This window comes from Caulobacter sp. FV1ye6ST (assembly GCF_058681225.1).
The window spans coordinates 902577-917625 of record NZ_CM178733.1; the positions used below are offsets into that span (position 1 = coordinate 902577).

The 15049-nt window shown below is 68.1% G+C and carries 15 protein-coding genes and 1 pseudogene; 6 read left to right on the forward strand and 10 right to left on the reverse strand.

The window, feature by feature from the left end; all coding sequences use genetic code 11:
* Positions 1–10: 10 nt before the first annotated feature.
* A complete protein-coding gene (locus tag ACW175_RS04390; protein WP_492103430.1) occupies positions 11–3415 on the forward strand; it encodes a type ISP restriction/modification enzyme in 3405 nt (1134 codons plus the stop codon).
* Between the two features lie 2 nt (positions 3416–3417).
* Here the strand turns inward: ACW175_RS04390 and uvrC are convergent, their stop codons facing one another.
* From uvrC to ACW175_RS04415, 5 genes are all read right to left on the reverse strand, one after another.
* Positions 3418–5331 (reverse strand): excinuclease ABC subunit UvrC, encoded by a 1914-nt coding sequence (gene uvrC, locus ACW175_RS04395; protein WP_492104891.1) that lies wholly within the window; start codon positions 5329–5331, stop codon positions 3418–3420.
* Between the two features lie 19 nt (positions 5332–5350).
* Positions 5351–5629, reverse strand: a complete 279-nt coding sequence (locus ACW175_RS04400; RefSeq protein ID WP_492103431.1) for a type II toxin-antitoxin system RelE/ParE family toxin — start codon at positions 5627–5629, stop codon at positions 5351–5353.
* A gap of 116 nt (positions 5630–5745) precedes the next feature.
* Complete coding sequence (locus ACW175_RS04405) at positions 5746–6066, reverse strand: hypothetical protein (RefSeq protein ID WP_492103432.1); 321 nt, start codon at positions 6064–6066, stop codon at positions 5746–5748.
* A 35-nt stretch (positions 6067–6101) separates the two neighbouring features.
* The gene (locus tag ACW175_RS04410; RefSeq protein WP_492103433.1) at positions 6102–6341 is read right to left on the reverse strand and encodes a hypothetical protein; all 240 of its coding nucleotides are present in this window, start codon (positions 6339–6341) and stop codon (positions 6102–6104) included.
* 11 nt (positions 6342–6352) lie between these two features.
* Positions 6353–7216, reverse strand: a complete 864-nt coding sequence (locus tag ACW175_RS04415) for a hypothetical protein (RefSeq protein ID WP_492103434.1) — start codon at positions 7214–7216, stop codon at positions 6353–6355.
* A 137-nt stretch (positions 7217–7353) separates the two neighbouring features.
* Between ACW175_RS04415 and ACW175_RS04420 the strand changes: the two genes are divergently transcribed.
* Positions 7354–7974, forward strand: a complete 621-nt coding sequence (locus ACW175_RS04420; protein ID WP_492103435.1) for a TIGR02466 family protein — start codon at positions 7354–7356, stop codon at positions 7972–7974.
* Here ACW175_RS04420 and ACW175_RS04425 read toward each other — a convergent pair.
* Positions 7955–8338, reverse strand: a complete 384-nt coding sequence (locus ACW175_RS04425; protein WP_492103436.1) for a thiol-disulfide oxidoreductase DCC family protein — start codon at positions 8336–8338, stop codon at positions 7955–7957. The two genes, ACW175_RS04420 and ACW175_RS04425, sit on opposite strands and share 20 nt — an antisense overlap.
* A 57-nt stretch (positions 8339–8395) precedes the next feature.
* Complete coding sequence (locus ACW175_RS04430) at positions 8396–8950, reverse strand: TetR family transcriptional regulator (protein WP_492103437.1); 555 nt, start codon at positions 8948–8950, stop codon at positions 8396–8398.
* A 68-nt stretch (positions 8951–9018) separates the two neighbouring features.
* Between ACW175_RS04430 and ACW175_RS04435 the strand changes: the two genes are divergently transcribed.
* Both ACW175_RS04435 and ACW175_RS04440 read left to right on the forward strand, forming a co-directional pair.
* Positions 9019–9444: a hypothetical protein gene (locus ACW175_RS04435; RefSeq protein WP_492103438.1), complete on the forward strand. Its 426-nt coding sequence runs from the start codon at positions 9019–9021 to the stop codon at positions 9442–9444.
* Complete coding sequence (locus tag ACW175_RS04440) at positions 9441–9776, forward strand: hypothetical protein (protein WP_492103439.1); 336 nt, start codon at positions 9441–9443, stop codon at positions 9774–9776. The genes ACW175_RS04435 and ACW175_RS04440 overlap by 4 nt, the downstream gene beginning before the upstream one ends.
* A 6-nt stretch (positions 9777–9782) precedes the next feature.
* Here the strand turns inward: ACW175_RS04440 and ACW175_RS04445 are convergent.
* Together ACW175_RS04445 and ACW175_RS04450 are read right to left on the reverse strand one after the other, a co-directional pair.
* A pseudogene (locus ACW175_RS04445) lies at positions 9783–10486 on the reverse strand (DUF998 domain-containing protein).
* Positions 10487–10505: 19 nt separating this feature from the next.
* Positions 10506–12224 carry a M20/M25/M40 family metallo-hydrolase gene (locus ACW175_RS04450; protein ID WP_492103440.1) on the reverse strand — a complete coding sequence of 573 codons (1719 nt, stop codon included), beginning with the start codon at positions 12222–12224 and terminating at the stop codon, positions 10506–10508.
* Between the two features lie 383 nt (positions 12225–12607).
* Here ACW175_RS04450 and ACW175_RS04455 point away from each other — a divergent pair, with 383 nt between their 5' ends.
* Positions 12608–12847 (forward strand): flagellar basal body rod C-terminal domain-containing protein, encoded by a 240-nt coding sequence (locus ACW175_RS04455; RefSeq protein WP_492103441.1) that lies wholly within the window; start codon positions 12608–12610, stop codon positions 12845–12847.
* Positions 12848–13115: 268 nt separating this feature from the next.
* Here ACW175_RS04455 and carA read toward each other — a convergent pair whose 3' ends face one another.
* On the reverse strand, positions 13116–14282 hold the full coding sequence (gene carA, locus ACW175_RS04460) for a glutamine-hydrolyzing carbamoyl-phosphate synthase small subunit (protein ID WP_492103442.1): 1167 nt from the start codon (positions 14280–14282) through the stop codon (positions 13116–13118).
* Positions 14283–14613: 331 nt separating this feature from the next.
* On the opposite strand from carA, the gene ACW175_RS04465 reads away from it, so the two are divergent.
* Complete coding sequence (locus ACW175_RS04465; protein WP_492103443.1) at positions 14614–14895, forward strand: DUF1272 domain-containing protein; 282 nt, start codon at positions 14614–14616, stop codon at positions 14893–14895.
* Positions 14896–15049: the final 154 nt, after the last annotated feature.

Genomic DNA, 15049 nt, shown 5'->3' on the forward strand with positions numbered 1-15049 from the left:
GGGCGACAGTTTGACGACGCTAGACGACGCCATCGCTGCATTTGGGGCAGCGGCCAAGGCGACGCTGGACAACCCAGGGATCACCGGCGAGCCGGAAGACCAACTGCGCACGCCGCTGGTGCTACTGGTCAAGGCCATCGCCGGCCTGACCGGCCTGGCGGCGCACAACACCGAACTGGTCGGCGAGACCAAGCTGTCGGACCTGATGATCCGGCCCGACTTCGCGGTGACCCGCAAGGGCGCCCTGATCGGCTTCATCGAGGTCAAGGCGCCAGGCAAGGGCGCCGATCCGGCCAAGTTTCCCGCCAAGTCTCACGACCGCGCGCAGTGGGAAAAGCTCAAGGCCCTGCCCAACCTGATCTACACCGACGGCAACGCCTTCAGCCTGTGGCGCGACGGCAAGCGGATCGGCGACATCATATACCTGCAGGGCGACATCCGCTCGGCGGGCAAGGCGCTGAAGGCGCCGGCCGAACTGCTGACCCTGTTCACGACCTTCTATCAGTGGGACCCGATCCCGCCGCGCTCGCCCAGGCAGCTCGCCGAGATCACCGCCCGCCTGTGCCGCCTGCTGCGCGACGAGGTGGTCGAGCAACTGGACCGTAAAGCGCCAGGCCTGACCAGCCTGAAGGACGACTGGCGCAACCTGCTGTTCCCGCACGCGACCGACGCCGAGTTCGCCGACGGCTACGCCCAGGCCGTGACCTTCGGCCTGCTGATGGCCAAGGCCCGCAAGATCTCGCTGAAGGACGGCATTGACGACGCGGCCAAGGAGCTGCGCAAGTCCAACACCCTGATCGGCTCGGCCCTGCGGCTGCTGACCGAGGAGATGGACGACCAGCATACGCTGGACACCTCGCTCAAGACCCTGACCGCCGTGCTGGAGGTCGTCGACTGGGACAAGCTGAGCAAGGGCGAGCCCGAGGCCTGGCTCTATTTCTACGAACTGTTCCTGCAGCAATACGACACTAATCTGCGCAAGAAGACAGGCTCGTACTACACCCCTCCCGAGGTCGTCACGGCCATGGTGCGGCTGGTGGACGAGGCCCTGCGCTCGCCCAAGCGGTTCAACCTGGGCCGGGGTCTGGCCTCGTCCGAGGTGACGGTCGCGGACCCGGCCGTGGGCACGGGCACCTTCCTGCTGGGCGTACTGCGCAACATCGCCGCCACGGTCGAGGGCGAGGAGGGGGCCGGTTCGGTCCCCGCCGCCATCACCGAGGCCCTGAAGCGTCTGGTCGGCTTCGAGCTGCAGTTTGGCCCGTTCGCGGTTGCCCAGCTGCGCCTGCTGGCCGAGCTGATCGATCTGGTCACCTTCGGCGAGGGCGAGGAAGCTTCGGAGGATCTGCACAAGGTGCTCAGCGGCACCTTGCGGCTCTACATCACCGACACCCTGGCCGATCCCGACGAGGAGTTCGGCTGGATTCCCCACAGCATGGCCGGCATCGCCGAGTCCCGTCGCGAGGCCAATCGGATCAAGCGGCACGAGGCGATCACCGTGGTGATCGGCAATCCGCCGTACAAGGAAAAGGCCAAGGGGCTGGGCGGCTGGGTCGAGGATCGCGGCAAGCACCTGAACGCGCCGCTGGACGACTGGCAGCCGCCGCCCAGCTGGGGCGTCGGCGCCCACGCCAAGCACCTGCGCAACCTCTATATCTATTTCTGGCGCTGGGCGGCGTGGAAGGTGTTCGGCGGCGACCCGTTCCGCGGCGGCACCGACCAGACCGCGATCGACGACTGGACCAAGCGCAAGGGCGTCATCTGCTTCATCACCGTGGCCGGGTTCCTGAACGGTCCCGGCTTCCAGAAGATGCGCGCCGACCTGCGCCGCGACGCCGACGAGATCTGGGTCATAGACTGCACGCCCGAGGGGCATCAACCGCCGCAAGCCAGCCGGGTGTTCGGCGGCGTGCAGCAGCCGGTCTGCATCGTCATGGCCTCGCGCAAGGCCAATATCGAGCGCGACACGCCAGCCCGCGTGCGTTTCCGCGCCCTGCCCGAAGGCTCCAAGGAGGACAAGTTCGCGGCCATCGCGGCGATTGGCCTGGACGACGACGGCTGGGGCGAAGCGCCCGGCGACTGGCGCGCGCCGTTCCTGGCGGCGCTCGCAGATGAGTGGGGGAGTTACCCTTCAATCGAAGCAATCTTCGAGTTCAATGGTCCGGGAATTATCACTGGGCGGCAGTGGATCATCGCTCCGGACGAAGAAACTCTTCGCCGTCGGTGGCAACGGCTCATCGAGGAGCGAGATGCAGCCCGTCGTCAAAAGCTGTTTCATCCCCAGCTTCGTCATGGCGTTTTGGCCAGCCGTCACGCGGACGCTAAAGTGTCGAAGTGGTTTGACGGAGTTGAACCCCGTACTCTTCCCATTTCCTCCGAGACAAGCACTTTTGAAAGAGCTTACCGATACGGTTTTCGCTCCTTCGATCGCCAGTGGATTGTCGGCGACGCGCGGGTAATAAACGACGCAAGACCTCGTATCTGGAACGTACATTCCGACCATCAAGTTTATATCTCAGCTCTTCGTGCCACCTCTCCGACCAAAGGCCCCGCTCTAACCTTGACGGGCCTCCTGCCTGACTTTGACCATTATCGAGGCTCCTTCGGCGGCCGCGTCTTCCCGCTCTGGTCCGACCCCGAGGCCACGAAGTCCAACATCGCCCCGCGCCTGCTGGCCGAACTCGGCGCCGCCTATGGGCGCGAGGTCGCCGCGCCCGAGGTCATGGCCTATATCGCCGCCGTCGCGGCCCATCCGGGCTATATCGCCCGCTTCGCCAAGCACCTGAAGCAGCCGGGCCTGCGCATCCCGCTGACCGCCGAGGCCGCGCTGTTCGACGAGGCCGTCGCCCTGGGGCGCGAGGTCGTCTGGCTGCACACCTTCGGCGAACGCTTCGCCGAGGGCCGCCCGCCCGGCCCGCCGCGCGTGACCGACGGCCCCGAGCCCACCATCCCCGCCGACGGCGTCCTGCCCAAGACGCTGGACGCCATGCCGCACGAGCTGGACTACGACGCGGCCGGGCGGCGGCTGAAGATCGGGACCGGCTATATCGACCATGTCGCGCCCGAGGTCTGGGCCTACGAGGTGTCGGGCAAGCGGGTGCTGAGCCAGTGGTGGAGCTATCGCCGCAAGGACCGCTCCAAGCCGCCGATGGGCGACAAGCGCCCGCCGTCCGAGCTGTCCAGCATCCAGCCGACCGCGTGGCTGCCGGAATATACGACCGAGCTCTTGGCCGTGCTGCGCGTGCTGACCCGCCTGGTGGCGCTGGAGCCCCGGCAACTGGACCTGCTGGACCGGATCATCTCGAGTCCGACTATCGATGCGGACATCCTCCGGGAGTCGGGGGCTCTGTCCGAAGGTTCGGCTGAAGCAGAGGCGGTCGGTAACGACGAGGACGGGGCCTTCGAAGAAGAGGTGTGAGGCTACCCCTTCCTGAAAAACCCATGGATCCGCTCGGCCAACGCCTGGCTCACCCCCTCGACCTTCACCAGATCCTCGACGCTCGCCCGGCCCACGCCCTTGGCTGAGCCGAACGCGTGCAGCAGCGCCTTCTTGCGGCCCGGGCCGACGCCTTCGATCTCGTCCAGCGGGTTCTTCTTCATGTCCATGCTGCGCCGCGTGCGGTGGGCGCCGATGGCGAAGCGGTGGGCTTCGTCGCGGAGGCGTTGCAGGTAGTAGAGCACCGGCGACTTGGGCTCGAGCATGAACGGGGTCTGGCCGGGGATGAAGAAGCGCTCCAGGCCGGCGTCGCGGTCGGGGCCCTTGGCGACGCCGACCACGGCGATGTCGTCGACGCCCAGGTCGGCCATGATCTCCAGGGCCGCGTCCAGCTGGCCCTTGCCGCCGTCGACCAGGACGAGATCGGGGCGGTTGTCGCTGTCGCCGTCCTCCTCCTCCTTGACCAGGCGGGCGAAGCGGCGCTTCAGCACCTCCTTCATCATGCCGTAGTCGTCGCCGGGGGTGAGCTCGGTGCTCTTGATGTTGAACTTGCGGTACTGGCCCTTCATGAAGCCTTCCGGCCCTGCCACGATCATGCCGCCGACGGCGTTCGTGCCCTGGATGTGGCTGTTGTCATAGACCTCGATCCGCTCAGGGCTCGCGTCCAGCTTGAAGGCCTCGGCGACGCCGGCCAGCAGCTTGGTCTGGGCGCTGCCCTCGGCCATCTTGCGGCCCAGGGCCTCGCGGGCGTTGGTCAGGGCGTGCTGGACGAGATCGGCCTTCTCGCCGCGCTTGGGGGTGGCGATCTCGACCTTGCGGCCGCTCTTCAGGGCGAAGGCCTCGGCCAGCAGGTCGGCCTCGGCCGGCGGCAGGTTGGACAGGATCAGCCGCGGGATCGGCTTGTCGTCATAGAACTGGCCGAGGAAGGCGGTGAGGATGCGCTGCTCCTCGGTGGTGGTCTCGTCCTCGGATTCGTCAGCATTGCCGGTGACGCGCGGGAAATAGGCGCGGTTGCCCCAGTTCTGGCCGGCCCGGAAGAAGAACACCTGCACGCAGGCCTGGCCGCCCTCGACGTGCAGGGCCACGACGTCGGCCTCGTCCACGGTCTCGGGGTTGATCTGGGTCTCCTGGGCGACGCTGGAGAGGGCGCGGATGCGGTCGCGCAGGCGGGCGGCGCGCTCGAACTCCAGTTCCTCGGCGGCGGCCTCCATTTCCTTGGCCATGGTCGCCATGACCGCGCGGGACTTGCCGCGCAGGAAGGCCTCGGCCTGGTCGACCAGGCCCTGATAGTCGTCCTTGCCGATCAGGCCGGTGCAGGGGGCGGCGCAGCGCTTGATCTGGTGCAACATGCAGGGCCGGTCGCGGCTGTCGTAGACGCTGTCGCTGCACGAGCGGAGGAGAAACGCTTTCTGCAGGGTGTTGAGCGTGCGGTTCACCGCCCAGGCGCTGGCGAACGGTCCGAAATAGTCGCCCTTGATCGTGTGGGCGCCGCGGTGCTTGCGCAGCTGGGGCGCGTCGTGGTCGCGGCGGATGACGATCTCGGGAAAGCTCTTGTCGTCGCGCAGCAGCACGTTGAAGCGCGGCTTCAGCTGCTTGATCAGGTTGATCTCGAGCAGCAGGGCGTCGGCTTCGGTGCGGGTGGTGATGAACTCCATCGACCGCGTGGCGTCGACCATGTTGGCGATGCGGTTGGTGTGGAAGCGGCCTTGGGCGTACTGGATGACGCGCTTCTTCAGGCTCTTTGCCTTGCCGACGTACAGCACCTCGTCGGCCTCGCCGATCATCCGGTAGACGCCGGGCGCGTCGGGCAGGCGCGTGACCTCGTCCTTGATCAGGGCGGCGCCGGACAGGCGGGGCGAGGCGGGGGTGTCGGTCGTCGTATCGGTCACGGGGGAGATATAGGCGAGTCCGGCGCGTTCAGCGATGTTCGAGGGCGTGGTGAATACGCAGAACGACGACGTCGTCACCGTGAACCTGATAGCGCACGACGTATTGGTTGGCGTGAAATCCGACGAGGAGCTCGCGGTTGCGGCCCCGAGACAGCCGCGTCCGCAGGGGATACTCGCGCAGTTCGAGAATCGCGTCCGCGAGATGATGGCCAAGATCCGTGGCGTAGGTCGCGCCATGATCCCAAAGCCAGGTCTCCAGGCGATCAATATCGGCCCACGCCCTATCCGAGACGAGGATGCGAAACATCGCTAGAGCCTGTCCGGTTTAGATGGAACCATCTAAACCGGATAAACAGGCTCTAGATTCAAACATTTAGAGCCCTTTTGAACGCTTTAGATGATTCCATCTAAAGCTAAAGGGCTCTAGCGCGGCTTGCCGAGGGTCCTGAGGCGCGCTTCCACCTGTTCCCAGGGAACGCCGCCGGTGCGCAGAGTCTCCTGGCAGATGCGATCCAGCTCATCGGCATAGGCCTCGTCGTCCTCGCCGATGCCGTCGCCTGACGGAACGCGCGCCGGCGCCCCGTCCCATCGGGTTTCGCTCTCCGCGAGGCCTGGCGGGTCGACGTCACGCCGCAGGACAAAGTGCGCGTACGCCTCCACGCTCAGCCCCGCCGCCTCGGCGCGAATCCGCAGGCGCTCCGCGAGCGCCGCGTCGAGGGTCAGTATCAGATCGTCGGCGGCCATGTTCCGACTATGTTCCGCCTGGCGGGCGGCGTCAATCACGCCGGGAAGGTGGCCGTCACGGTGTAGGTCGCCGGGTTGGAGCCCGCGTCGCGGACCACGTCGACCCGCAGGGCGCCGGCATGCCAGAGGTCGGCGACCAGGATCGGCCGCTGCTCCTCGCTGACCCCGGTATAGACGAACTGCTGCAGGGCCTTGGTCGTGGCGGGGGCGTCGGGATGGCGGGTGGCCGGACCCGCGGCGGCGGGGCCTGCGACGGGAGGAGCAGCGTCGGTCATGGTCATGCCTCTCAGAGTGTTTCGCCGGCGGTGGTCAGGCAGGCGATCAGGGCGTTCTTCTGCGTGGCGCTGCCGCCGTGGATGACGTTGGTCAGCTGCAGCGTCGTCGCGCTGGGGCCCAGGCAGGCCAGCATCTTGGCCTCATGGGCGGGGTCGTAGCCGCCGTCGGCCTTGCGCCAATAGGTCGAAAGCTGGCGGCTGGGATCGTCGTAGGCGGTGGCGATGGTGGTGACCTTGGCGATCCGGTCCTCGGCGGCCTGGGTCTTGACCCCGGCGTCCTTGGAGATCTGGTTCAGGGCCCCGTTCAGCGTGCCGGCGATATAGTAGTCCTGCAGGTCGGACAGGGCCGCGACCAGCGGATAGTCGCCGTCGGGCTTGGCCAGGCCCTCGCTGATCTTGGCCAGGACCGTGCGCCGCGAGGCGTCCATCTGCGAGACGACGGCCGGCAGGGTCTGGCTGTAGAACAGCTCCTTGTCGACCGTGGCGCGCACGCCCAGAGCGGCGCTGGCATAGGTGGTCAGGTGCGTCTTGGTGGCGGCGCTCTTGGCCAGGGTCGCCGCGCCGGTCAGACCCGCCGAGACCAGGTCGGCGCCGATGGCGAAGGCCTTCTGCTGGCTGGTCACCTGGCGGATGAACTGGTCGTACTGGATGTCGATCGCATAGGCGCGGGCGCGGACGATCTGGTCGCGCTTGGCGCGCCGCTGGACGGGGTCGGTCAGGCCCGTATAGGCGGTGACGGCGGCCGGCTCGGTGTCGGCCTGAACCAGGGCGAGCGAGGTCTTCGACGACTCGATCGGGGTCGGATAGCCCTGCAGCGACTGGCAGCCGCACAGGCTGACCGACAGCAGCGAAATGAAAAGGGCGGCGGCGCGCATCCTGGTCCCCCCGGATCATGGATTTGGATGCTCACTATGCGCGAATTTTATCATTATGCAATTATGAAGGGCGTTGTTGGGCGCGCCGTTCTCGCGACGCCTTTGCCCTCTTGCTCCGCCGGCGCTATGACGCCCCCATGACCACGCGCCCGCTCTTCGTCACCCCGCTCTATGAAGCCAGCCTCGCTAGCGACAAGGACGCCGAGGCGTTCATCGACGAACTGCACGACGCCTGCATCGCCATCGCCGAGGACGACGAGGCCGGCCAGGCCTGGGCCTATAACAAGGGCTATCTGGGCTACACGTCCTACGCCTCGCTGAACGACCTGCCGCAGCGCGACAGCCTGTTCGAGACGCTGAAGAAGAAGCTGGACAAGCACGCGGCGGCCTTCGCCAAGGACCTGGCCTTCGACCTGGCCGGCGGCAAGCTGGTCATGGACAGCCTGTGGATCAACATCCTGGAGCCGGGCGGTTCGCACAGCGGCCACATCCACCCGCACAGCGTCATCTCCGGCACGGTCTACATCACCATACCGCCGGGCGCCTCGGCCCTGAAGTTCGAGGATCCGCGCCTGCCGATGATGATGGCCGCCCCGACCCGCGACGAGGACGCGCCCGAGACCCTGCGGCCGTTCATCTACGTCAAGCCGGCGGCCGGCGCGGTGCTGATGTGGGAGAGCTGGCTGCGCCACGAGGTGACCACCAACCAGGCCGACGAGCAGCGCATCAGCGTCAGCTTCAACTACGCCTGGCGGTAAGCCGGACCACCAGCCGCTGCAGCCGGGGGCGGAACCGCAGGAAGCGGACATAAAGCGCTTCCAGGACCTTCAGCGCCCAAGGGCGGCGGGCCAGGACGCCGAGCGGCCGCAGGACCGGAACCGCCCGCCACATGGCCGCGAAGGCCGCCGCGCCCGACAGCAGTTGGCCGTCCTCGCGCGCGTGGAAGCGGGCCAGCAGCTCGGCGCGGTCGATCGGGCAGGTGGTCTCTCCGTCCGCGACATCGATGAAGGTGATCGCGCCCCGCCGATCCAGGCGTCGCATCAGCGCGATCTCGCGCAGGCACAGCGGACAACCCCCGTCATACCAGACGGTCAGACGCGGGGCGGGAGCAGCGGCGGTCATGGCGCTGATATGGACCCGCGCACGCGGGGCGGGAAGGGCGTAGGAGCCCAAGGCGGCTTAGCGCCGCGCCGCCGCTTCCAGGGCCTCGACCGCCCGGTGCGCCCGCTCGGGACCGGCGCAGACCTCGACCAGGGCCAGGCCGTCCAGCAGGGCCAGGATCGCCGCCGCCGCGCCGGGCGGGTCGGGCGTCGTCGCCGGGTCCAGCCGGGCCTCCAGCCACGCCAGGAAGCCGCCGCCGATCTGGCGGGCGATGTCGACGAACGGCGCCTCGCCCCGCGCGGCGGCGGCCACCGCCTCGATCCACAGCCTCATGAAGGGCCGGTAGGCGTCGTCGATGACCAGCCGCGCGGCGCGGGCGCTGAGCACGGCGGGCGACAGGCGCTCGGTCTCGGGCAGGGCGGACGCCAGACGGCCCGCCATGTCGGCGGCCAGGCGCGCCATGGCCTGGGCCAGCACCTCGGTCTTGTCGGCGAAATAGTACAGCAGCATCCGGTCGCTGACCCCGGCCGCCGCCGCCAGCTGGCGAAGGCTGGCCTGGGAAAGGCCCGTGCGCAGCAGATGATCGGCCAGGGCCGCCGCCACCCGCTCCCGCTGTTCGTCCCGAACGTTCATGCCGCCTTTCCGATTGTAGCGACCGCTACAATGCGTTATGCCTGTAGCGACTGCTACAGGAGACCTCGATGCCAGAGTCCGTGTACGCCATCCTGCCCGCCGGCGCAGCCCTGGGCCTGCTGCTGGCCATGATCGTCATGGCCGCTCGCCCCCAACTTGGCCCGCGCGCCTGGATCCTTCCCGCCGTGCTGTCGGCGGCGTTTCTGATCGTCAGCGTCGACGTGGTCGCCAAGGCCGGGCCGCTGGGCTTCTGGAACGAGCACCTGCGCGGCCCCTGGGGCGCGCAGATCTGGTGCGACCTGCTGCTGGCGGCGGGAACCGCCCTGGCCCTGCTGCTGCCCCGCGCCCGCGCCGTGGGCATGCGCGCGCTGCCGTGGCTGGTGCTGGTGGCCGCCACCGGCTCGATCGGCCTTTTGGCCATGATGGCCCGCTGCCTGTTCCTGGAAAGCCGGACGGCGCCGAGCATCACGCTGGAAGCGGAGACCGCCCGATGACCCCGTTTCGCCTGTTCCTGCTGGCCTGCCTGCTGGTGATCGCCGGCTACACCAGCGTCACCATCGCCCATCATGGCTGGACCCTGCTGCCGGTGTTCTTCGGCGACATGGCGGCGATGACCTGGCCCGGACAATTCAACCTGGACTTCTTCTGCTTCCTGCTGCTCTCGGGCCTGTGGACCGCCTGGCGCGGCGGCTGCAGTCCCGGCGCCCTGGCCCTAGGGCTCCTGGCGGTGTTCGGCGGGATGCTGTTCCTGTCGGCCTATCTGCTGATCCTGCTGGCGGCGACGCGGGGCGACATCCGGCGGGTGGTGCTTGGCGTGCGCGCCTGAGGCGCTTTAGGCCGAGGCGGATTCCAGGTCGCCCAGCCGCTCGTGCCGCCAGCCCTTCTCCAGGCTCCAGGCGGCGATGGCCAGCCACAGCAGGCCCAGGAACGCGTGGCCGCGCTGCCAGTAGCCGACGTCATAGCCGGTACGGACGTTCCACACCCCGGTCAGCAGGGCGAAGACCAGCAGCAGGCCGAAGAACCAGCCCAGCGAGAAATGGGCCAGCCGTCGGTAGCCCGGCCTGCCCCACAGCGCCCAGGCGGTGAACAGCGGCGCGAACTGCATGGCCAGGCCCACCCCGCAGGCGCGGTGCATGGGATCGGGCCAGTGAAACACTCCGGCGAAGAAGGCTCCCAGCCCCGTCAGCGCCACGAACAGCCCGGCGAAGGCCGAGACCTGACGCCGGCCGCCGGCCGCTTCCAGCGCATGGGCGAAGCCGGCCCCGGCCAGCAGGCCCGCGAGGCCGGCGATCATCATGCCGTAGTTGAAGACCTCGGGCAGGGGAGCCTTGGGTCCGCCCAGCTCGCTGATGAACTGGGCCCCGGCGTCGAAGCCCGGGAACAGCCGCTGAGCCAGCCACACGTCGGCCACCATGATGGCCGGCGCGATCACGCCGATCTTCAGGAAGGCGCCGGTGCGGGCGGTCACGGGGCGAGGATGTCCGGGGCGAGAACGAGAGAGGGCGGCAGAATCCCTTCCGCCGCCCTCCGGGTCAATCGTGCTTTTCAGCTCAGCTCACTTCGCGGCCGACGGATGTCCCGCCGGGGCGAACGTGCCGCCGAAGAAGTCGCCCTTCTTCCAGACCGGGCGGGCCGGCACATTGGCCAGTTCGCGGGCGATCTCGTAGTTGACCAGCGCGAACTTGGCGGCCGCCTGGTAGTCGATCGGCTGGTTCAGGTCGTCGCCCGGGTGGTGGTAGTTGCCCTTCAGGAAGCCCTTGAAGGCCGCCTCGCCGCCGTTCTGGAAGCCGGTCATCAGGAACACCGACGGGATCCCCTGTTCGACGAAGCGGTAGTGGTCCGAGCGGGTGAACAGGCCCTCTTCCGGCATCGGATCGCCGGACAGCGCGATCCCCACGCGGCCGGCGGCGTGCTTGACGGCCTCGCCGATGGTCGAGCGGTCGGCGCCGAACGCGATCACGTCGGTGAACGGGTACAGCAGCACCGGCATGTCCAGGTTCACGTCGGCCGCGATGTCGGCCTTCTTCACCGTCGGGTTGTTGGCGAAGTAGTCCGAGCCGACCAGGCCCTTCTCCTCGCCCGTGACGGCCAGCAGGATGATCGAGCGCTTCGGCCGGGCCTTGCTGTTCTCGAAGCCGCGCGCGACCTCCAGCAGGGTGGCGATACCCGAGGCGTTGTCGAGCGCGCCGTTATTGATGCGGTCCTCGCCGGGCTTGGCGTTTTCCTTGATGCCGATGTGGTCCAGGTGCGCCGACAGGATGATGGTCTGGGCCTTCAGCGTCGGGTCAGAGCCCTCGATCAGGCCGACGACGTTGCTGCTCTCGCGCTTCTCGATCTCGGTCTTGACGTTGATGCTGGCCTTGGTCGTCAGGGGAAAGCCCTTGATCGCGCCTTCCGGCTTTTCGGATTCGGCCAGCACGTCGGCCAGGGCCACGGGAGCGCCGGCGAACAGCTTGGCCGCGCCGGCCTGGCTGATCGAAGCCAGCGACGGGGCGCCCGGCGCGCGGATGGCGCCGACGTCGTTGGCGTCGCGCCAGATCACCCGCCAGCCGCGCATCATGCCGGCGCCGGCCGCGAACGGGCGGCGCTTCTCGGCGCTGGGACCCGACATGGTGATCACGCCGATGGCGCCGCGCTTGGCGGCCTCCTGACGTTTGGTGTTGGGGTTGCTGAAGTGGGCGCGTTCCTCGGTCTGCAGCGACGACGGCGCGCCGTTCAGCATGACGACGATCTTGCCCTTCACGTCCAGGCCCGCGTAGTCGTCGCGGCCCGTGGCCGGGTTGACCAGGCCGTAGCCCACGAAGACCAGCGGCGCGGCGACCGTCAGGTCGGCCGACTGGGCCTGGGCGTTCGGCAGATAGTCCTCGCCGTACTTCAGGGCGACGGTCTGGCCATCCGCGCCGGTCAGGCCGAACGAACCCTCGCCGGCGCCGCGGAAGGCGATCAGCGGCACGTGCTGCTGGTACGAGACCCCGGTGGCGGTCTTGTCGCCGGCCGGCTTGACGCCCAGCAGGGCGTATTGGGCGGCGACGTAGTTGGCGGCGATGTCATAGCCGCGCGTGCCGGTCTCGCGGCCTTCCATGAGGTCATCGGCCAGGAAGGTCATGTGGGCCTTGATGGCTTCGGGCGACGGCGTGAAGTCCGAGACGGGCGCGGCCGTCTTGCCAGCCTTCTGGGCGGTGGCGACAGGCTTGGCGGGTGTGGCCGCGAGGACCGGTTGCGCCACCATGAGCAGGGCGGCGCTGGCCAGCGCGATACGACGCGTGAACGACATGTCTTTCAGAGACTCCCGGGGAGCGGACCGCCCCCCGGCCCGCGAAGGGGCGAACCATGTCGGGACGATGACAGCTTGTCGATACGGCCGAGTCTGAACGTTTCGTAATGTTGGAGCGAAAACGTTTCTGCTTCTCCCCCGCGGGAGAAGGCAGCTCGCGCGGCGAGCCGGATGAGGGGTTGAAAGTCCTCACCGTGAGTCCCTTGCGACCCTTCGACTGGCGTCGACGCCGTCGCCCGAAAGGGAGGCGGCGCACCAGAAAGGTTAACCGCTGCTAAAAAAGATGACCAAGCCGTGAATTTTACCATTTTCGATTGCGAGGGCTTAACCCAACCGGCCGGATAACCAACGTCAAGAACCCCAGGCCCTGACGGAGGCATCTCATGCAGGCTCTCTCGATCTCCGCCGCCGGAATGATGGCCGCCGCCGACCGCCTCAGCGCTTCGGCCCAGCGGGTGGCCGCTTCGGACGCCCAGGTGGAAAAGAACGCCGAGACCAAGGACGTCGACTATGTCGGCGAACGCGTCGCCCAGATCACCGCGGCCACCGACTTCAAGGCCAATGCGGCGGTCCTCAAGACCGCCGACGAGATGAACAAGCGTCTTCTCGACCTCAAGGTCTGAGGTCAGCCTCCCCCCGTTCAAGAGCGTGAGCCCGCCCGCCTTCGGAGCGTCACCCGAACCGGCCGGCTCCCCCGCCAGACGCCCGAAGCGCCCCCCTGTAGAGGGCGTCTGGCCGCCGCCTCCCGCTTTGCCCCCTAGTCTTGCGGGAGGCGGCCCCCACCATTTTTGGTCCAAGCAGCAAGAAGCCCGCGCCACCGAGTGACGCGGGCTTCCTTGGTTCTGTTCTCCTCCCCCTCATGGGGGCGGAGCGAAGGGAGCGCCTAGGCGCTTACTTCGCCTTGTCCATCAAACCCGCGAAGCGTTCGAACAGGTACAGGCTGTCCGTCGGGCCGGGCGAGGCTTCCGGGTGGTGCTGCACCGAGAACACCGGCTTGTCGGCCAGCTGGATGCCGGCGTTGGTGCCGTCGAACAGCGAGACGTGGGTCTCCTGGACCGGGGCGGGGAGGCTCTCGCTGTCCACGGTGAAGCCGTGGTTCATCGAGACGATCTCGACCTTACCGGTGGTCAGGTCCTTGACCGGGTGGTTGGCGCCATGGTGGCCCTGTTCCATCTTTACGGTCTTGGCGCCCAGGGCCAGGGCCAGCATCTGGTGGCCCAGGCAGATGCCGAACACCGGCTTGCCGCTGGCGACCAGCTTCTGGATTTCCGGAACCGCATACTCGCCCGTGGCGGCCGGGTCGCCGGGACCGTTGCTCAGCAGCACGCCGTCCGGATTACGGGCCAGGATGTCCTCGGCCGAGGTGTTGGCCGGCACCACCGTGGCGCGGGCGCCGACATGGGCCAGGGCGCGCAGGATGTTGCGCTTCACGCCGTAGTCGATGACGACCACTTCGTACTTGGGCTTGTCCAGCTTGGCGTAGCCTTCCGGCCACGACCACAGGCCCTCGTCCCAGGTGAAGGTCTGGGTGGTCGAGGCGTCCTTGGCCAAATCGAGGCCTTCCAGGCCGGCCCAGGCCTTGGCCTTGGCGACCAGGGCTTCCAGGTCGAACTTGCCCTCGGGCGAGTGGGCGATGACGCCGTGCGGCATGCCGGTCTCGCGGATCTTGCGGGTCAGGGCGCGGGTGTCGATGCCGGCCAGGCCGATGACGCCGCGCGCCTTCATCCAGGCGTCGAAATCGCTGTTGGCGCGCCAGTTGGCCTGCTCGGTCGGGACGTCGCGGAACAGCGCGCCGCGGGCGGCCGTCTCGGCCACGCCGGTGATCTGCTCGACGTCCTCGACATTGGTCCCGACATTGCCGATGTGCGGGAAGGTGAAGGCGACGATCTGGGCCATGTAGGACGGGTCGGTCAGGATCTCCTGATAACCGGTCATGGCGGTGTTGAAGCACACCTCGCCGACCGCGTCGCCGACCGCGCCGCAGCCCACGCCTTGCAGGATCGTGCCGTCGGCCAGGGCCAGAACGCCGGTAACGCCGGGGAGAAGGTCTTGGGACATTCCGTGGAGCGCTCCTGGACGCGTGCTGGGTTGGGACTATTTTCGCAAAAAAGCGGGCAAGGTGTAACCCCGGCCCAGCCCCGGCGAGCCGGGGCGTTCGCCTGCAAGAAAGCGGTCGGACTTGTGGTCCGACCGCCCGCGCAAACGGCGCGGTGTCTAGGGGGTATGGGGAGGGGGGTCAACCCCCGCTGATCACGCGAATCTGGCTTGTTTCCACATTCCCGTGATCGGCGAACGCGCACCCTCGCGCGAGGGGCTCAAAAGCCCTTATGGTACAAGGCTTCCAGACCCAAACACGCGAAGCGTCAAACGAACACGGGAGGACGGCCCCATGCTCGAACTGCGCCCCAATTGCGAGTGCTGCGACGCGGACCTGCCGCCGGCCAGCGCCGCGGCCCGAATCTGCACCTTCGAACACACCTTCTGCGCCGACTGCGCGGACATCCGCTTCGACGCGGTGTGTCCCGACTGTGGCGGCGGCCTGGTGGCCCGGCCAATCCGGCCCGAGCAGCAGCTGCACCGCTACCCGGCCTCGCTGCGCCGCGTGAACAAGGGACACCGCTACGCGCCGACCTCGCGCCGGCGGCCGGAAGGCCCGGCCAGCTGGGCCTGAGGTCTGGCCACGCCCCCTCCGTCACGTCGCCTGTCGGCGCCGCGCCACCTCCCCCTGAAAACGGGTGAGGAGAAGGCCGCCTGACAACTTGTCGCAGCGATCGGTTCGTTCAAGATCCCGGATCGTTAACCAGTCAGGGTGCAAGCTACAGCGT